Annotated in this window: 13 protein-coding genes; 5 read left to right on the top strand and 8 right to left on the bottom strand. The window is 68.9% G+C overall.

Annotation, left to right across the window (positions count from 1 at the left end; all coding sequences use genetic code 11):
• The first annotated feature begins 199 nt into the window (after positions 1–199).
• Positions 200–1474, top strand: a complete 1275-nt coding sequence (locus AC1RSI_RS04795; RefSeq protein ID WP_154725842.1) for a sugar MFS transporter — start codon at positions 200–202, stop codon at positions 1472–1474.
• Between the two features lie 71 nt (positions 1475–1545).
• Here AC1RSI_RS04795 and AC1RSI_RS04790 read toward each other — a convergent pair whose 3' ends face one another.
• Positions 1546–2154, bottom strand: a complete 609-nt coding sequence (locus tag AC1RSI_RS04790; protein WP_196066350.1) for a TetR/AcrR family transcriptional regulator — start codon at positions 2152–2154, stop codon at positions 1546–1548.
• A 132-nt stretch (positions 2155–2286) separates the two neighbouring features.
• Between AC1RSI_RS04790 and AC1RSI_RS04785 the strand changes: the two genes are divergently transcribed.
• The 4 genes from AC1RSI_RS04785 to AC1RSI_RS04770 all read left to right on the top strand — a co-directional run bounded on the left by AC1RSI_RS04785 (position 2287) and on the right by AC1RSI_RS04770 (position 8616).
• On the top strand, positions 2287–3492 hold the full coding sequence (locus AC1RSI_RS04785; RefSeq protein WP_008260475.1) for an efflux RND transporter periplasmic adaptor subunit: 1206 nt from the start codon (positions 2287–2289) through the stop codon (positions 3490–3492).
• A 3-nt stretch (positions 3493–3495) separates the two neighbouring features.
• Positions 3496–6768 (top strand): efflux RND transporter permease subunit, encoded by a 3273-nt coding sequence (locus AC1RSI_RS04780; protein ID WP_154725841.1) that lies wholly within the window; start codon positions 3496–3498, stop codon positions 6766–6768.
• Positions 6768–8201 carry an efflux transporter outer membrane subunit gene (locus AC1RSI_RS04775; RefSeq protein ID WP_154725840.1) on the top strand — a complete coding sequence of 478 codons (1434 nt, stop codon included), beginning with the start codon at positions 6768–6770 and terminating at the stop codon, positions 8199–8201. Before AC1RSI_RS04780 ends, AC1RSI_RS04775 begins: the two co-directional genes overlap by 1 nt.
• Positions 8202–8412: 211 nt before the next feature.
• Positions 8413–8616 (top strand): hypothetical protein, encoded by a 204-nt coding sequence (locus AC1RSI_RS04770; RefSeq protein ID WP_230307588.1) that lies wholly within the window; start codon positions 8413–8415, stop codon positions 8614–8616.
• A 19-nt stretch (positions 8617–8635) separates the two neighbouring features.
• On the opposite strand, the gene AC1RSI_RS04765 is transcribed toward AC1RSI_RS04770, so the two are convergent.
• The 7 genes from AC1RSI_RS04765 to AC1RSI_RS04735 form a co-directional block, all read right to left on the bottom strand.
• A complete protein-coding gene (locus AC1RSI_RS04765) occupies positions 8636–8812 on the bottom strand; it encodes a hypothetical protein (protein WP_183196064.1) in 177 nt (58 codons plus the stop codon).
• Between the two features lie 50 nt (positions 8813–8862).
• A complete protein-coding gene (locus AC1RSI_RS04760; RefSeq protein ID WP_230307590.1) occupies positions 8863–9957 on the bottom strand; it encodes an HlyD family secretion protein in 1095 nt (364 codons plus the stop codon).
• A gap of 25 nt (positions 9958–9982) precedes the next feature.
• Positions 9983–11707: an efflux MFS transporter permease gene (locus tag AC1RSI_RS04755; protein WP_447941586.1), complete on the bottom strand. Its 1725-nt coding sequence runs from the start codon at positions 11705–11707 to the stop codon at positions 9983–9985.
• The gene (locus AC1RSI_RS04750; protein ID WP_008261319.1) at positions 11707–12282 is read right to left on the bottom strand and encodes a TetR/AcrR family transcriptional regulator; all 576 of its coding nucleotides are present in this window, start codon (positions 12280–12282) and stop codon (positions 11707–11709) included. The genes AC1RSI_RS04755 and AC1RSI_RS04750 overlap by 1 nt, the downstream gene beginning before the upstream one ends.
• Before the next feature lie 208 nt (positions 12283–12490).
• The gene (locus tag AC1RSI_RS04745; protein WP_035310884.1) at positions 12491–13000 is read right to left on the bottom strand and encodes a GNAT family N-acetyltransferase; all 510 of its coding nucleotides are present in this window, start codon (positions 12998–13000) and stop codon (positions 12491–12493) included.
• A complete protein-coding gene (locus AC1RSI_RS04740; protein WP_154726594.1) occupies positions 12997–15060 on the bottom strand; it encodes a S46 family peptidase in 2064 nt (687 codons plus the stop codon). The genes AC1RSI_RS04745 and AC1RSI_RS04740 overlap by 4 nt, the downstream gene beginning before the upstream one ends.
• 180 nt (positions 15061–15240) lie before the next feature.
• On the bottom strand, positions 15241–17334 hold the full coding sequence (locus tag AC1RSI_RS04735) for a S46 family peptidase (protein WP_154726593.1): 2094 nt from the start codon (positions 17332–17334) through the stop codon (positions 15241–15243).
• Between the last annotated feature and the right edge of the window lie 67 nt (positions 17335–17401).

The raw sequence follows: 17401 nt of genomic DNA, 5'->3' as shown, positions 1-17401 counted from the left end.
ACTTGGGCCGCCCCGGAAACGAGGCGGCCCTTTCTTTTTGGCCCTGGCCTATCGCCCCCGCCGCTGGTCGCCGCCGCCCAAGTTTGGTTACAGCCTGTGTTTTTCCGCTGGACGGCGCGTCCGCGATGCCCGAACCAAGGCGACCAGAACCGCGCGGGGAAAGCGCGGCCGTCCTTAGTTCTATCCGCAGGGGGAATTCATGTCCGCTCCAGAGGCCGCCAAGCGCCAGGGTACGACCCTGGCCTTCGCCTATGTCACCACGCTCTTCTTCGCCTGGGGCTTCGCCACCTCGCTGATCGATCCGCTGATCGCGGCGGTGAAGCGGGTGTTCGATCTGAACAACGCCGAGGCCTTTCTGACCACCTTCGCCTGGTTCATCGCCTATGGGCTGATGTCCCTGCCGGCGGCGGCGGTGCTGGGCCGGCTGGGCTACAGCCGTTCGATCATCGGCGCCCTGGTGGTCATGGTGGCGGGCTGTCTGATCGTGCCGGCCGCCACGGCCGCCGACTGGTACCCCGGCGTGCTGATCGCCCTGTTCGTGATCGCCTCGGGCGTCACCCTGCTTCAGGTCGCGGCCAATCCGCTGGTCGCCGAACTGGGCAGCCGCAAGGGCGCGTCCAGCCGTCTGAACCTGTCGCAGGCCTTCAACTCCCTGGGCACCACGGTCGGACCGTGGCTGGGGTCGCACGTGCTGCTGACGGGGGGCGTCTTCGCCGCCGGCGCCGTGGTCACGGCCGCGACCCGCACCCAGTCGCTGCGCAGCATCGACATGGCCTTCCTGGGCATGGGCGCCTTCTTCGCCGTCGTGGCCTTCTTCATCTTCACGGCCCGCAAGAAGATCAATGTGGCGGCCCCGGCCGCGACCGAGGCGGTCTCGCCGCTGAAGGCCCTGTCCTCGCCCTGGGCGATCTTCGGCGCCCTGGCGATCTTCCTCTATGTCGGTTCGGAAGTGGCCATCGGCGGCATGCTGACCAACTTCCTGGAAAGCCCCGATATCCTGAACGCCCCGATCGAGACGGCGGGCAAGATGGTCGCCCTCTACTGGGGCGGCGCCATGGTCGGCCGGTTCATCGGCTCGTGGGTGCTGTCGCGCGTGTCGCCCGGCGTGGTCCTGGCCTGCTGCACCGTCGCTGCGGCCACGCTCTGCCTGCTGGTCAGCCAGATCGGCGGACCGACGGCGGCCTATGCGGTCCTGTCGATCGGCCTGTTCAACTCGATCATGTTCCCGACCATCTTCACCCTGACGCTGGAGCGGTCCACGGCGCCGACCTCGGCGACCTCGGGCCTGCTGGTCTTCGGCATCATCGGCGGCGCCCTGCTGCCGCAGGTGGCGGCGCGCATCGCCGACGCCGCCGGCGCCCTTCAGCCGGCCTTCCTGGTGCCGATGGCGGGCTATGTCGGCCTGACCGTCTTCGCCATCGCCTGCGCCCGCACCAAGGCCAAGGCGGAAGTGACCACGGTCGCCTCGCACTAAGGCCCGGTCGTCGGACAAGACAAAGGGCGCGGAGGGCGACCTCCGCGCCCTCCTTCATTTCGGGGGCGTGATCAGCCGTCGATCAGGGACTGAAGGATCGGCGCCAGTCGGTCGCGCATCACCTCGCATTCGGCCGGCTCGATATTGAAACTGCCGCCGCCCAGTTCGCGGCTGACCGACATGCCCATGATGAATCCCGCCAGCAGCCGCGCCCGCACCGTGGCGTCCGGGCCGCTGAGCCAGTCTTCCAGGGGGCCAAAGAAACGGGCCGTGCAGGTGGTCTGCACCATGTCCGCCGCCTTGGCCGAGCCGATGGAGCGCAGCATGATCGACATGCCCTTGAGCTTCTCGGCCTTCTTGGGTTCGAACACGATCTCATGGGCCACGCGCCGGCCGAAATCGGATTTCTCGCCCGACATCAGGGCGCTGCCGTCGCCGCAGCTGTCCAGCGCCGCCAGGAACAGATCGTCCTTGGATCCGAAATACCGGCTGATCAGGGCCGCATCGACGCCGACGTCGCGGGCGATGTCGCGCATGCCCACGTCGTCATAGCTCTCGGCCGCGAATCTTTCGCGTGCTGCGTCGAGAATGGCCGTGCGCGTCGCAGCGGCGTTCCTCGGGCGTGGGCCGGGACATAACAAGGGGATGACACTCCACAGAACAATAACCGTAGACACCATATGGCTTTGTCAACGCGTGTTGACAAGCGCCACGACGCCCATCATTAAGTCACCACGCGTTGACAACGGCCGACTCCCCATCGGCCTCTGTCCGCACGACAGGGATTTACCTCCGACAGGGAGATTGCGCAGATGCGCGGGCTGAAGATTGCGGCCGTGTCCGTCATGGTGACGGGCGCGCTATATGGATGTTCCCCCAAGGCCGAAGGCCAGGCGCCCGGCGCCCCGCCGGTGACGGTGGCCACGCCGCTGCAGCAGAAGGTGGTGGACTGGGACGAGTTTACGGGCCGCTTCGAGGCGGTCGAGAGCGTCGACGTGCGGGCGCGGGTCGGCGGCTATGTCCAGGCCGTCCACTTCCGCGACGGCCAGATGGTCCAGAAGGGGCAACTGCTGTTTACCCTGGACCCGCGTCCGGCCCAGGCCGCTCTGGCCCAGGCCCAGGCCCAGGTCGCTCAGATGCAGTCGCAACTGACCCTGGCCCGCGCCAACCTGGCCCGCAGCGAGACCCTGCTGGCCTCGCAGGCGGTGTCCAAGGCCGAATATGATTCCAACAAGGCCGCCGTTGATGCAGCCGCCGCCAATATCGCCGCCGCCAACGCCGCCGTGCGCACGGCGCGGCTGAATCTGGAATATACGCGAGTCACAGCGCCGACCTCGGGCCGCGTTTCCGATCGCCGCGTCGATCCCGGCAACCTGATCGCCGGCGGCTCCTCGGCGGGCGACATCCTGACCACCATCATTTCGGGCGGCCCGATCCACTTCGTCTTCGACGGGTCGGAAGCGGTCCTGCTGAAATATCTGCGTGACGGCGGCGCCGCCAACGGCGCCCCGGTCCGCATCCGCCTGCAGGACGAGAGCGGCTTCACCCGCACCGGTCGCCTGGACTTCTCGGACAATGCGCTGGACACCTCGTCAGGCGTCATCCGCATGCGCGCCATCGTGCCGAACGGCGACGGCTTCCTGCGTCCCGGCCTGTTCGGCCGCGCCCAGGTCGCGGGCGCCGGCTCCTACGACGCCCTGCTGGTGCCGGACACCGCCATCGGCACCGATCAGTCGCGCCGCGTCGTCTCGGTCGTCAACGCCGACGGCTCGGTCACGGCCAAGGCCGTCCAGCTGGGTCCGATCGTCCAGGGGCTGCGCGTCATCAAGTCGGGTCTGGCCCCGACCGACCGCGTGATCATCGCCGGTCTCCAGCGCGCCGCCCAGCCGGGCTCCAAGGTCACGCCCAAGAACGGCCGCATCGCTCCCGTCGCCGAACAGGCGTCGGACGCCCCGGTCACCCAGGCGGCTCCGGCCTCGACCGGCTCGTTCGCCAACAGCCTCTCCACCGGCGACTAAGCCATGAACATATCCCGCTTCTTCATCGACCGGCCGATCTTCGCGGCCGTGATTGCGGTGGTGATCACCATCATCGGCGTCTTCGCCTATCCGCTGCTGCCCCTGTCGCAGTATCCGGAGATCGCGCCGCCCACGATCACCATCAACGCCTCCTATCCGGGCGCCTCGGCCGAGACCCTGGCCGAAACCGTCGCCGCTCCCATCGAGCAGGAGGTGAACGGCGTCGAGGACATGCTTTACATCACCTCCTCGTCCACCTCGGACGGCGCGGTGGCCATCACCGTCACCTTCCAGCCCGGCACGGATCTCGACGCCGCGCAGGTGCTGGTCCAGAACCGCGTCTCGCTGGCTGAACCCCGTCTTCCCGACGCGGTCCGCCAGACCGGCGTCGTGGTCAACAAGGCCGAGAGCGGCTTCCTGATGGTGCTGGGTCTGACCTCGCCCGACGGCTCGCTCAGCAACGACTATGTCGGCAACTACGGCAATTCGACGCTGCGGGACCGTCTGCTGCGGCTCGAGGGCGTGGGTGCGGTCCAGGTCTTCGGCGGCGGCAACTATTCGATGCGGATCTGGATCGACCCGGCCAAGGCGGCCGAGCGCGGCCTGACCGGCCCGGATATCGTCGCCGCCCTGCGGGCCCAGAACGTCCAGGCCGCCGCCGGCTCGATCGGCCAGCCGCCGTTCCCCAACAGCGCCTCGGCCTTCCAACTGCCGATTCAGGTTGAAGGTCGTCTGACCGATCCCGACCAGTTCTCCAACGTCGTCCTGAAAACCGACAGCCAGGGCCGCGTCACCTATCTGCGCGACGTGGCTCGGATCGAACTGGGCGCCCAAGATTACGGCATCCGCGGCTTCTTCGACGGCCAACGCGGCGTCGGCCTGGCCGTCGTCCAGCAACCGGGGGCCAACGCCCTGGGCACCGCCGAACGCGTCTTGGCCGAGGTCGAGGCCGTCAAGGCCGAACTGCCTGCCGGCATGGACCTGTCCGTGCCCTATAATCCGACCGAGTTCGTCGCCGCCTCGGTGGAGTCGGTTCAGCACACCCTGATCGAGGCCGTCATCCTAGTCGTGATCGTGGTCATGATCTTCCTTCAGACCTGGCGGGCGGCGATCATCCCGATCGTGGCCATCCCGGTCGCCCTGGTCGGCACCTTCGCGGTGCAGCTGGCCCTGGGCTATTCGATCAACTCCCTGTCTCTGTTCGCGCTCGTCCTCGCCGTCGGCATCGTCGTCGATGACGCCATCGTCGTGGTCGAGAATGTGGAGCGGGCCATCAGCGAGGGGCTGACTCCAAAGGAGGCCGCCTACCGCTCGATGCAGGAGGTCTCCGGAGCCCTTATCGCCATCGGCCTGGTGCTGATCTCGGTGTTCATTCCGACGATGTTCGTGCCCGGCATCCCCGGCATCTTCTATCGCCAGTTCGCCGTGGTCATCGCCTCGGCCTCGGTGATCTCGCTGTTCGTGTCGCTGACCCTGTCGCCGGCCATGGCCGCCCTGCTGCTGAAGCCGCACAGGAAGGACCACGAGAACGTGCGCAAGCCGGGCGTCCTGGGTTCGGTCGTCTATTACGGCGGCTGGGCCGGCCGGAAGTTCAACGAGGGCTTCGACTGGCTGTCGGATCGCTATGGCCGTCTGACGGCGCGCCTGGTGCGCACCGTGGGTCTGGTTCTGATCATCTACGCCGGTCTGCTGGGCCTGACCGCCTGGCGTCTGGTCGACACGCCCTCGGGCTTCATCCCCGAGCAGGATCAGGGCTTCCTGATCGGCGTCATCCAGCTTCCGGCCGGCGCTTCGCTGGACCGCACCGAGGCGGTGATGCAGCGCGCCAGCAAGATCATCCAGGATACGGGTGGTGTGGACGGCACTGTGGCCTTCGCGGGTCTCGACGGCGCCAGCTTCTCGTTCGGCTCCAACGCCGCCACCATCTTCGTGCGTCTGAGCCCGTTCGAGGACCGGACCAAGGAAGAGGCCGCCGCCGCCCTGGCCGGGGCCATCACCCAGGCCACGGGTCAGATCGAGGACGCGCAGATCTTCGTCATCGCTCCGCCGGCGGTCCAGGGTCTGGGCAACGGCAACGGCTTCAAGATGATGATCCAGGACACCTCGGGCGCCGGCTACCGCGCGCTGGAGGGGGCGACCTTCGCCATGATGGGCGCCGCCGCCCAGGCCCCGGATCAGGTGAGCCAGGTCTTCTCGACCTACAACACCGGCTCGCCGCGCATCTCGGCCGACGTGGATCGTGACAAGGCGCTGATGATGGGCGTCCAGCCCGGCGCGGTGTTCGACACCCTGGGGGTCTATCTGGGCTCGTCCTATGTGAACGACTTCAACATGCTGGGCCGCACCTATCGGGTGACGGCGCAGGCCGAGCCCCAGTACCGCGACGACATCGCCGACATCGCCAACCTGAAGACCCGCTCGTCCAGCGGGGCCATGGTGCCGATTGGTTCGGTGGCGAACCTGGTCAATGACTCGGGTCCGTCCCGGATCGTCCGCTACAACCTGTTCCCGGCGTCCGAGCTTCAGGGCAACCCGGCCATGGGCGTGTCTTCCGGCCAGGCGCTGGGCGTCATGGAGCAGATGGCGACCAGCACCCTGCCGCAAGGCTTCAGCTACGAGTGGACCGAACTGGCCTACCAGCAGAAGGCGGCGGGTTCCGGCACGACCATGATCTTCCTGATGGCCGTGGTCTTCGTCTTCCTGGTGCTGGCGGCCCAGTATGAAGCCTTCACGCTTCCGCTGGCGGTCATCCTGATCGTGCCCATGTGCCTGCTGGCGGCCATGATCGGGGTGAATCTGCGGGGCCTGGACAACAACATCCTGGTCCAGATCGGTCTGGTGGTGCTGATCGCCCTTGCGGCCAAGAACGCCATCCTGATCGTCGAGTTCGCCAAACAGGCGGAAGAGGACGAGGGCATGAACCGGTTCGATGCAGCCGTGGCTGCGGCCCGGACCCGCCTGCGTCCGATCCTGATGACCTCCTTCGCCTTCATCCTCGGCGTCGTGCCGCTGATGCTGGCGACCGGGCCGGGCGCCGAAATGCGCCAGTCGCTCGGCACGGCGGTCTTCTCCGGCATGTTGGGCGTGACCTTCTTCGGCCTGATCTTCACGCCGGTCTTCTATGTCGTGACCCGCTGGCTGTCGTCCAAACTGCCGCAAGGCAAGAAGCCGACGCCGAAGTCGAACGTCACCGAAGCCGTCCGCTACGATCAAACTTCCAGCCTGACCGATCCCGATGCGCCGGCTCCGGCCGCCGGGCGGGGAGGGGACTTCTGATGACCCGCACCAAGACCCTCAGCTTCCTGACCGCCGCAGCATCCGGCGCCCTGCTGGCCGCCTGCGCGGTTGGGCCCCAGGCGCCTGCCGCCGATCTGCCTGTGGCCGGGACGGGCGCCTTCGTCGGCTCCGCCTCGACCACGGTCTCGACCGCCCAGGCGCGAGACGACTGGTGGCGGCTGTACGACGATCCGACCCTGGACGGCCTGATCCGTCAGGCCTTCGCCGAGAACAACGAGCTGGAGGCGGCCTTCGCCAACCTGCGCGCGGTTCGGGCGTCGCTGTCCGAGGCGCGCGTGGGCCGGTTCCCGACCACGACCACCAGCGCCCAGGCCCAGCGCAGCCGCGCCTCGGCGGCCACCTCCTCGGTTCTGGAGGCGGACGGCAAGGCGCCCGAGATCGACACCTATGACGTCGGTCTGTCGGCCAGCTACGAGGTCGATCTGTTCGGCCGGGTGGAATCGACCATCCGCGCCGCCAGCGCCGACGCCCGCGCGGCCGAGGCCGCCCTGGCCACGGTCCAGGTCTCGGTCGCGGCCGAGACCGCCCGCGCCTATGCCGACGCCTGCTCGGCCAACGCCCAGATCGCGGTGGCCGAACGGACGCTGGGGCTGCAACGCAATACGGCTCAGCTGACACAGACCCTGCTCGACGGCGGGGCGGGCACCGGCCTGGACGTGGCCAGCGCCCGCGCGGCCCTGGCCCAGACGGCGGCGACCCTGCCGACGCTGCGCGCCTCGCGCAACGAAGCCCTGTACCGTCTGGCGACCCTGACGGGCGTGACACCGGCCGAGGCCAGCCAGGCCGCCGCGGCCTGCGTCCGGCCGCCGCAGCTCAGCCAGCCGATCCCGGTCGGCGACGGCGCGGCCCTCCTGGCGCGACGTCCTGACGTGCGCCAGGCCGAGGCGAACCTCGCCGCCGCCGCGGCCCGCGTGAACGTGGCGACCGCCAATCTGTATCCGCAGATCAGCCTGGGCGGCTCTCTCGGCTCGACGGCCCAGGACTCGGGCGAACTGGGTGACGACCAGAACTTCCGGTTCAGCTTCGGTCCGCTGATCAGCTGGTCCTTCCCCAACGTCTTCGCCGCCCGCGCCCAGATCAAGGCCGCCGACGCCCGCTCCGACGCGGCCCTCGCAACCTTCGACCAGACGGTGCTGACGGCCCTGCAGGAGACCGAGACGGCGCTCAGCAACTACGCCAACGAACTGGACCGCCGCGCGGCCCTGACCGAGGCGCGCGATCAGGCCGCCCGCGCCGCCAACCTGTCGCGTCAGCGCTTCAACGCCGGCGCCGACAGCTTCCTGCTGGTGCTGGACGCCGAACGGACCCAGGCGGCCGCCGACGCCGCCCTGGCCCAGTCGGACGCCCTGGTCACCACCTACCAGATCGCCCTGTTCCGCGCCCTCGCCGGCGGCTGGCAGGCCGACAGCTGATCGACCCCCGTTCCTCGCCCGGGCGGGGGACGGCTTTGACGATGACAAGCGCCGGCGGCCTCACGGTCGCCGGCGTTCGTCTGAGCATGAGGCGCCGAGCCCGGTGGCCGTGACTGCGGTCGTCCACAGCTGTGATGCGTCAGCATGTTCATGATTTGTTCCATTCGTGCTTTAACCGATGGCGGCGGTCGGCGGCGTGACGGAGGAACAGATGAACGACGGAGTCCTGGCCGATATGATGGCCGAACTGGATGCGGAACTGGCGCGGGCGGAGGCGTCCCTGCCGGAACATCCCGAACAGACGCGCCAGACCGAGGTGATGCGCGCTCTCGCCCTGGGCCTGGGCAATTTCGAGCGGATGCGGGCCCACGACGTGCATCTGCTGGCGGCCCGTTTGTCGCCCCGCCTGGGGTGAGGGCGCGCGCGGCGGCGGTTCAGGGCTTACGCTTGAAGGTGTCGCCAATCTCCGCCGCGTCCGGACCGTCCGGTCCCGCGCTGCGGCGCTCCTGCTGACCGACCTTCTTCACATCGGCGTCGGAGGTCAGGCCGTCGGGCTTGCCCGCCGGGTCCGCGCCGTTCTTCTCCCGGCCCTTGGTCTGTTCACGGTCCATCAGGATCTCCCTTGCTGGGAGATGAGCGCGGGGGGAGGGGGAGGGTTCCGTCAGCCGCCCGTATCCACCTTCGCCACCACCGACATCCCCGGCGCGAGACGCTCCACGCCCGCCTGCCCCGGCTCGATGCGGATGCGGACCGGGATACGTTGGGCGACCTTGGTGAAGTTGCCGGTGGCGTTGTCGGGGCGGATGACGCTGAACTCGCTGCCGGCGGCGGGGGCGATGCGTTCGACGCGCCCGCGCAGGGTCCGGCCGCCCAGGGAATCGACTGCGATCTCGACCGGCTGACCGATGCGGATGTCGCGCATCTGGGTCTCCTTCATATTGGCCGTGACCCAGACGACGTCGGGCACCAGGCCCATCAGCTGGGTTCCGGCGGTGACATACTGGCCCTGGCGCACGCCGACCTCGCCCAGGCGGCCGGGGCGGGGGGCGGTGATGCGGGTGTTGGCCAGGTCGATCTGGGCCAGGCGGACGGCGGCCTGGGCGTTCTCGACGGCGGCGGCCAGACTGTCGCGGTTGACCACGGCCGAGGTGACGCCCGTCTGGGCCACGCCTTCGCCGGCCTGGGCCTGGGCCAGCTGGGCCTGGGCGCTGCGCAGGGCGGCGACGGCGATGTCCACATTGGATTGCGACACCCAGCCCCCGGCCTTCAGGGTGCGGGCGCGGTCGGCGTCGGCCTGGGCGCGGGTCAGGGCGGCCTGGGCGGCGGCGATGCCGGCGCGCTGTTGCGCCACCGCGCCGCGGGCCGAGGCCTGGCTCTGGGTCGAGTTGGACAGGGCCGCCTGGGCGGAGTGCAGCGCCGCCTCGGCCTGCTCCAGCTTCTGGCGATAGGTGCGGTCGTCCACCTGGGCCAGCAGTTGGCCCTGCTGAACGGCCTGGAAGTCCTGGACTGGGACCTGGACCACATAGCCGCTGACCTGGGGGCTGATGATCGTCACCTGGCCGCGCACATAGGCGTTGTCGGTCCGCTGCACATGGCCGGTGAAGGGCGGCAACTGCCAGGCGTACAGCACCAGGCCCACGGCGAAGACCGCGACCACCGCGGCGATCACGGCCCAGAGGACGCGTTTGTCCGGCTCGGGCGGCGACGCAGGCGGAGGCGCAGATTGAGCGGATTGGGAGGATGTCGTGTCGGTCATCGGCGTGCGGGGGGCTTTCAGGGGATCAGTCGGCGGTCGGGGCGGCGGTCGGGGCGGCGGCGGGCGCTGGGTCGGCGGTCATGGAACGGGCGGCGCGCTTCGCCTGGCGGCGCGCCTCGAAACGCGGATGCAGATGGACGGCCGTGACCCAGGCGCAGCCCAGGCCGGCGGCCGCGGCGATGATCAGGAAGACGTCGTTATAGGCCAGGATATTGGCCTGTTGCGTCACCTGACGGGTCAGCATGGCCACGCCCTCGGCGTTCAGCAGGGCCGGGTCGGTGATGGTCGAGGCATAGGCGCCGGACAGCTGGCGCAGGCGCAGAACCACCTCGGGATTCAGGCTGGTGATGTCGGCGGACAGCTGGTTCGAATGGAATTTTTCGCGCACCACCTGGATCGTGCCGATCAGGGCGCTGCCGGCCAGGGCGCCCAGGTTCTGAAGCACGCTGAACATGACGATGAAGCTGATGATGTTGCGCGCCCCCTGTTGCAGCACCTTGCCGACGCCGATCAGCAGGGCCGGGCCGACGAACATGGCCGAGGCGAAGGCGATCATGGCCTGGCTGACATACAGCTGGGCCGGACGGGTCAGAACGGTGGCGTGGCTGTCGATGAAGGCGCCGACGGCGATGAGGCCCAGGGCGATGGCGATGGGCTTGTTCAGCTTGGCCATGTTCAGGGTCAGGGCGCTGACCGCCGTGCCGGCGATCATGGCCAGCAGGATCAGCAGGAAGAGGCCGTGCAACTGGTCCGGACCCAGGCCGACCACGGTCAGGAAGCCCACGGCGCCCGAGGTCTGTTCCGACAGGGTGATGCGGATCAGCAGGATGGCGCCGAACAGGCGTAGGATGTCCGGGCCGGTCAGCCAGCGGACGTTGATCAGCGGATTCCGCCGATCGTACTCGATCATCAGCGCCGCAGTCAGCAGCAGGATGGCGCCGGCCAGGGCCCAGCCGATCCAGGCGGCATCGGTCCACCAGACGATCCGGCCCAGACCCAGGACGGCGGCCAGCAGGGCCACGCCCGGCGCGAACAGGGCGAAGGTGACGAAGTCCAGCGGCTCGAACAGCTTCAGCCGCTCGGACGGGGGCAGGCGCAGCACCTGGACGGCGGCCCAGGCCAGAAGCGCCATGCCCAGCTCGAAGGTGTAGAAGGCGCGCCAGTCGTTCATCTCCAGCAGGCTGGGCATGATCAGGCGGGCGATGGGGACGGCGAAGCTGGACAGGCCGATGCCGATCACCAGTCCCTTCAGGCGGTGCTGGGCCGGGAAGGCCTGGATCATATAGAGGAAGCCCAGGGTGCTGAGCCCCACCGCCGCCATGCCTGCGACGGCGCGGACGAACAGGGTGGACTCATAGTTGTCGACCGCCAGGTGGGCGGCGCAGGTGACGACGAAGGCGGTCAGGCAGATCTGGGTGAACAGGCGCAGGCCGTATTGCTGGCGGAACTTGAACAGGATCAGGTTCATGCAGGCGTTGGTCATGACGAAGACGACCGGCAGCCAGGCCGCCTCGGTGATCGTGATCCCCAACGAGCCCTGAAGACTGGTCAGATTGGCGGTGACGGCCGCGTTGCCCAGGCTGCCGACCAGGGCCACCAAGACCCCGGTCAGGGCGTACTGCAACCGCAGCCAGGCCGTATGGTCGGGCGTGGCCGGCGAGCCGGGCAGGGTGGGTCGCTCGTGCGGCTTCAGGGTGGCGAGATACTGCTCCCAGGGCAGATGCCAGTTGTGATCGGCGCGACGAGCCATCAGGACGCCTCCGGCCTGGGCTTCAGCCCGTCCAGAATGATGACGCGGGTGCGCTGGGACACGGCCTGACGCTCGGCCTCGTCGGCGCCCTGGAAGCCGGCGCCCAGCAGGGTGGCGATCAGGCGGATGTCCATCGGCCGCAGATCCTTTCGCACCAGACCGGCCGCCTGGGCCCGTTCGAGGGGGGCGGCGCCCGCCTCCATCAAGCTCTGCCGCAGGGGGGTAAGCGCATCGGGCGACCTCACGTTCCGGACCAACCCCGCCAGGCCGGCGTTGCGGATCATGTCTTCCGCCAGCCGGTCCAGAAACCAGAAGAAGGCTTCCGGGGCGTCGCCCTGTTCGGCGGTGCGGCGGTCCAGGTCGGCGAGGTCGGCCTCAAGCACGGCCAGGGCCAGTTCGGTGCGGTCGGCGAAATGACGATACAGGGTGCCGCGTCCGACGCCGGCCTTTTCCGCGATCAGGTCCAGCGGCGCGTCCAGCCCCTGGTCGGCGAAGACCGCGCGCGCGGCCTCAAGCAGGGCGGCGTGGTTGTGGACGACGTCCTTACGGACATGTTTGGGGGCGGGGCGCGACATGATGACGCGCATAAATGGACATGGGTGTCCGTTTTGCAAGGGGCCGTTCGAAGATCCCTCTCCCAGCGGGGAGGGCTTGAGCGGCTGAGAGCGTAGCGATCAGTCTTGCGCGCAAGGGTGAGGGGCGCGGCGGTGCGAGCTGGCCCACCGGCGGGCCCTCATCCGGCCCTTCGGGCCACCTTCTCCCCAAGGGAGAAGGAAGGGGAGTTTACAGCCCCTTCTCCAGCACCACGAAATCCAGCTCGGGCCGAGGCGGATCGACGGGGAAGGGGCGGGTCTCGCCGGTGGGGCGGTAGCCGCGCCGTTCGTACCAGGCGATCAGTTCCGCGCGGCGGTGGATGACGGTCATCTCCATGCGGCGGGCCGCGAACCGGGCGACGGCCTCGGTCTCCGCGGCGGCCAGCAGGCGGCGGCCCAGGCCGGAGGCTTGCAGGCTCGGCTCGACGGTCAGCAGGCCGAGATAGGTCCGGTCGTCGCCGATGCGGGCGACCTGGACGCAGCCGACCGGGGCGCCGTTGCGATGGGCCAGCAGAATGACCCGGTCGGGATCGGCGATCAGGGCCGACAATTCTTCGGCGCTGGTGCGGGTGTCGAACAGCAGGTCCGCCTCGTGCGTCCAGCCGGCCTTGGCCGTCTCGCCGCGATAGGCGCGCTCGATCAGGGGATGGAGCGCGGCGACGTCTTCGGGCGTCGCCGCGCGAAAGGCGATGTCGCTCACCTGGAAACGCCCAGCTCCTGCACCAGATGGTCCATGCCATAGACGTCGCGCAGAGCGACGGTCACGGCCTGGGTGGTGACGATGACGCTGCGGTTGACGGCGCGGTCATAGCCGTAGGCGTTGCGCTGGGTGAGGACGGTGGAGTCGAAATTGGCGCCCACGATCTCGCCCTTCGCATTGATGGCGGGAGACCCCGACGAGCCGCCGATGGTGTCGGTCGAAACGGCCATGTCCATGACGGCGTTCGGGTCGATCCGGTCCTTGGCCGCCAGCAGTTTGGGCGCGACGGCGAAGGGCTCGGCGCCGGTGGCGCGGTCCCACAGGCCGGCGAAGGTGGTGAAGGCGGCGAATCGCTGACCGGGAACGTCGGAGCCTTCGACCTGGCCATAGGTCAGGCGCAGGGTGCCGGTGGCGTCGGGATAGACGGCGTCGCCATAGGCGGCGAAGCGGGCGGCAGCCAGCTGTTCCGAGGCGCGGTCGGTCGGGGCCTGGACCCGCGTCTCCCAGGCGTCGCGAACGGCGCTGGCGTCGGCGTCGATGGCCAGGGCGTAGCGGATCATTGGATCGGTCGAGGCCTGGACGGCGGCGAGACCGCCGGTCCACAGGGCGCGGCGCACGGCCGGGTCAGCCAGGGTCGTGCCGGCGACCAGTCGGGCCGACAGGGTCTCGGGGCTCTCCTTGCCCAGCAGGGTGCGGACCGAAGGGCTGTCGACCGTCAGCCATTCGCGGGTCTTGGACAGCCACCATTCCAGCCGGATCTGCTCAAGCTCGGGATAGGTGGGACGTTCGGCGAACAGGCGGGACTCGACGCCCGACAGACGGCTGTCGGCGAACTCGGGCAGGCGCTGGTCCGACGGCTTGGCGCGTTCCTGGGCGCCGCGCACCAGGGTGCGGGCCCAGGCGAACAGCTGCGACCCGCCGGCGACCGAGGTCGTGCCCAGGCCCGTGCCGCCTTCCAGCAGGGCCATGGAGGGATAGAGTTCACGGGCGACGGGCTGGACCGTGCTGAGCGTTGACCAGGGATCGACGCCGGACCCGGCGGCGCGGGCGCGGAAGTCGGTTTCCTGCTCGGCCTTGCGGGCCATGAAGGCCGGATCGATCAGGGCGGCCATCCGGCCACGGCCGCGCTTGTAGGTGTTCTCAAGGCCCACGATGGGGTCCATGGCGATGAAGGCCTGGTCCTCGCCCTCTTCGGAATAGCGGATCAACCGGCCGCGCAGTTCGGAGGCGATCAACTGGTCCAGCGGCAGGACCACGTCGCGGATGGTGGTCAGCTGGTCCATGGTCAGCAGGCGCTGGGTCGAACCGGGATTGCCGGAGATGAAGACGGCCTCGCCCTGCGTCGGCTTGTTCGGGTTCCAGGCGAAATGGGTTGATGTGACCGCAGGCTCACCATCCTCGTACAGGCGGATGAAGGCGGCATCTATGGCGAAGCGGGGGAAGGAGAAGTTGTCCAGATCGCCGCCGAAGGTGGCGGCGCGATCCTCGGGCGCCCAGGCCAGGCGGACGTCGGAATATTTGCGGTAGGTGTAGAGCTTGAACTGGCCGCCCCGGTACAGGCTGACGACCTGGCAGCGGATCTTGGGATCGTTGCCGCAGGCTTCGCTCTCGATCCGGCCGGCCTCGGCGTCGCGGGCCTGGGTGAAGGCCTGGCCTTCAAGCCCGGCGCCGGCCTTGTGCATCCGCTCGGTCACGTCGCTGATGTCGGTCAGGATTTCGGCGGTGGCGCCGGGGCATTTCAGCTCTTCCTCGCGCGATTTCGGGAGGAAGCCGGTCTCGGCGTAATTGACCTGGGGCGTGGAGAGGTTGGCGACGCAGGTGGCGACGCAGTGATTGTTGGTCATGACCAGGCCCTGGCCCGAGACCACGCCCGCCGAACAGCCGCCGAACTTCACCGAGGACAGACGGACACGGTCCAGGAAGGCCTGGTCGATGTCGGTTCCCAGCGTCTGGTTGGCGCGGGCGACGGGGAAGTTGTCGAAGGTCCACATGCCTTCTTCGGCGGAGGCCGACGAGGCGAAGGCGAGGACGGCGGCGGAGGCGAGAAGGGCGAGGCGCATGGGGGGCTCCAGAACTCTCCCTCCCAGTCCGGGGAGGGTGGCCGGCGCGCAGCGCCGGACGGGTGGGGGCGGCAGGGCGACAAGGGCGCGGTCCTGTGACGGATCGCCGAGCCCTTCCCACCCGGTCGCTTCGCGACCCCCCTCCCCCGAGGGGGAGGGAGAGGCGCTTATGCGTCGGTATTAGCGCCGCACGCCCAGCTCGCGCAGCAGGCGCGGCTGGTTGTAGACGGTGCGCAGGGCTTCGGTGATGGCGGCGGTCGAGACCGTCACCGTGCGGTTCAGCTCGCCGTCGTAGCCGAAGCTGCCGCCCAGCGAGTGGATGTTGCCGTCGAAGGCGGCGCCGATGACTTCACCCTTGGCGTTGATCACGGGCGAGCCCGAGTTGCCGCCGATGATGTCGTTGGTCGAGACGAAGTCATAGACGGTCGACTTGTTGACCTTGCCCTCGGCCGCCATCCAGTCCTCGGCGGCGTTGAACGGCTCGGCGCCGGTGTTGCGCTCGTACAGGCCGCCGATCTCGGTGAAGGGCGTCACCGTCACGCCGCGATAGGTCCAGCCCTTCACCTGACCGTAGGACAGGCGCAGGCTGAAGGTGGCGTCGGGGTAGAGGTTGGTCCCGTAGACGGCGAACCGGGCCTGGGCGATCTTTTCGCCGGCGCGGCTGGTCGGGCCGGACACGGCCGATTCCCACTGGGTGCGGATCGCCTGGGCCGCATCGTCATTGGCCAGGACGAAGGCGATCAGCGGGTCGCCCGAGGCGGCCAGCTGTTCCGGCGTCATGGCCAGGGCCTGGGCGCGGAAGGCCGGGTCGGCCAGGCGGGTGCCGTCCACCAGACGTTCGGCGATCTGCTCCGGGCTTTCCTTGCCCAGCAGAGCCTTCACGTCGGTGTTGTCGACGGTCAGATATTCGCGGGTCTTCGACAGCCAGAAGTCGAGATAGATCTTCTCCAGATCGTTCGAGATCGGCGTCTCGGTCGCCAGGCGGCGGCCCAGCGAGGCGATGTCGGCGTCCGAATAGCCGGCGCGGCGTTCGGCGACCGGCTTGGCGCGCTCCTTGGCCGCGCGGACGATGGACTTGGCGTAGCTGTACAGTGACGAGCGCTGGCCGGCGGCGGCTTCCAGCTGGCGGTAGGGCAGGTAGAGGTCGCGCTGGGCGGCGGCGACGCGCTCCAGTTCGGCCCACGGGTCGCCGATGCGCTGGGCCAGGGCCGGGTCGGCGGCGACGCGCTGGCGCAGTTCCTGTTCGGCCGTCCGCTTCGTCGCCATGAAGGCCGGGTCGGTCAGGGCGCCCTGTTGGCCGTAATAGACCTTGAAGCCGTTCTCCAGGCCGAAGATCGGATCGACCGAGACGCGTTTGGCCTCTTCACCCGTCGTCGAATACTCCAGCAGGCGACCGCGCAGTTCCGAGGTCTGGATCAGGGTCAGCGGCAGTTGCTGGTCACGCAGGGCCTCCAACTGGGCCATGGTCAGCAGGCGCGAGGTCGAGCCGGGGTTGCCGGCCACGAAGGTGACGTCGCCTTCCTTGGGCGCATTGGCGTTCCACACCAGGTGGTTGGGCGTCGCGACCGGCTTGCCGTCCTCGTAGATGCGCAGGAAACCGGCATCCAGGGCGTAGCGCGGGAAGTTGAAATTGTCCGGGTCGCCGCCGAAGAAGGCCGCCTGGAACTCGGGCGCAAAGACCAGGCGCACGTCGTCATACTTGCGGAACTTGTAAAGCTTGTACTGGCCGCCGCGGTACAGGCTGATGACCTGGCAGGTCAGCTTCTGGTCGTCGCCGCAGACCTCCTTCTGGATCTTGTCGATCTCGGCGGCCCGGGCCTGGACGAAGGCGGCGCCCTCAAGCCCGGCGCCGGCGCCGACGACCCGGTCGGTCACATCGGTGATGTCGGTCAGGATCTCGGCCGTCTGGCCGGGGCACTTCTTCTCTTCCTCGCGGGTCGCGGGCATCCAGCCGTTCTTGACGTAGTCGTTCTCGGCGCTGGACAGGTCCTGGACGCAGCCCACGACACAGTGGTGATTGGTCAGGATCAGGCCTTCGCCCGAGACCAGCGAGGCCGAGCAGCCCTGCAGGCGGACGGCGGCGTTGCGCACGCGGTCCAGCCAGGCCTGGTCGATGTTCGTGCCGTACTTTTCGTTCACCGTGGCGATGGGGAAGTTGTCGAAGGTCCACATGCCCTCGTCGGCGCGGGCCGAGGTCGCGGGGGCGGACAGGACGACGGTCGCGGCGCCGAGGGCGGCCAGCGAGGCGGTGAGACGAAGGGACGGCAGGGACATGCGGGGTTTCCTACAGAGGGCGGAGCGAGGATGATCCGCCTGTTAACTTGTAACTAGCGCCGTTTCG

It is taken from the genome of Brevundimonas sp. GW821-FHT10E09, assembly GCF_058809375.1.
Note: the sequence above shows the minus strand (reverse complement) of the source record. Positions and strands in the feature narration are given on the sequence as shown.

What these genes read in the sequence shown, in the direction of transcription:
- AC1RSI_RS04795 (WP_154725842.1), top strand. Translation starts at nt 200, where the DNA reads ATGTCCGCTCCAGAGGCCGCCAAGCGCCAGGGTACGACCCTGGCCTTC.
- AC1RSI_RS04790 (WP_196066350.1), bottom strand. Translation starts at nt 2,154, where the DNA reads ATGGTGTCTACGGTTATTGTTCTGTGGAGTGTCATCCCCTTGTTATGT.
- AC1RSI_RS04785 (WP_008260475.1), top strand. Translation starts at nt 2,287, where the DNA reads ATGCGCGGGCTGAAGATTGCGGCCGTGTCCGTCATGGTGACGGGCGCG.
- AC1RSI_RS04780 (WP_154725841.1), top strand. Translation starts at nt 3,496, where the DNA reads ATGAACATATCCCGCTTCTTCATCGACCGGCCGATCTTCGCGGCCGTG.
- AC1RSI_RS04775 (WP_154725840.1), top strand. Translation starts at nt 6,768, where the DNA reads ATGACCCGCACCAAGACCCTCAGCTTCCTGACCGCCGCAGCATCCGGC.
- AC1RSI_RS04770 (WP_230307588.1), top strand. Translation starts at nt 8,413, where the DNA reads ATGAACGACGGAGTCCTGGCCGATATGATGGCCGAACTGGATGCGGAA.
- AC1RSI_RS04765 (WP_183196064.1), bottom strand. Translation starts at nt 8,812, where the DNA reads ATGGACCGTGAACAGACCAAGGGCCGGGAGAAGAACGGCGCGGACCCG.
- AC1RSI_RS04760 (WP_230307590.1), bottom strand. Translation starts at nt 9,957, where the DNA reads ATGACCGACACGACATCCTCCCAATCCGCTCAATCTGCGCCTCCGCCT.
- AC1RSI_RS04755 (WP_447941586.1), bottom strand. Translation starts at nt 11,707, where the DNA reads ATGGCTCGTCGCGCCGATCACAACTGGCATCTGCCCTGGGAGCAGTAT.
- AC1RSI_RS04750 (WP_008261319.1), bottom strand. Translation starts at nt 12,282, where the DNA reads ATGTCGCGCCCCGCCCCCAAACATGTCCGTAAGGACGTCGTCCACAAC.
- AC1RSI_RS04740 (WP_154726594.1), bottom strand. Translation starts at nt 15,060, where the DNA reads ATGCGCCTCGCCCTTCTCGCCTCCGCCGCCGTCCTCGCCTTCGCCTCG.
- AC1RSI_RS04735 (WP_154726593.1), bottom strand. Translation starts at nt 17,334, where the DNA reads ATGTCCCTGCCGTCCCTTCGTCTCACCGCCTCGCTGGCCGCCCTCGGC.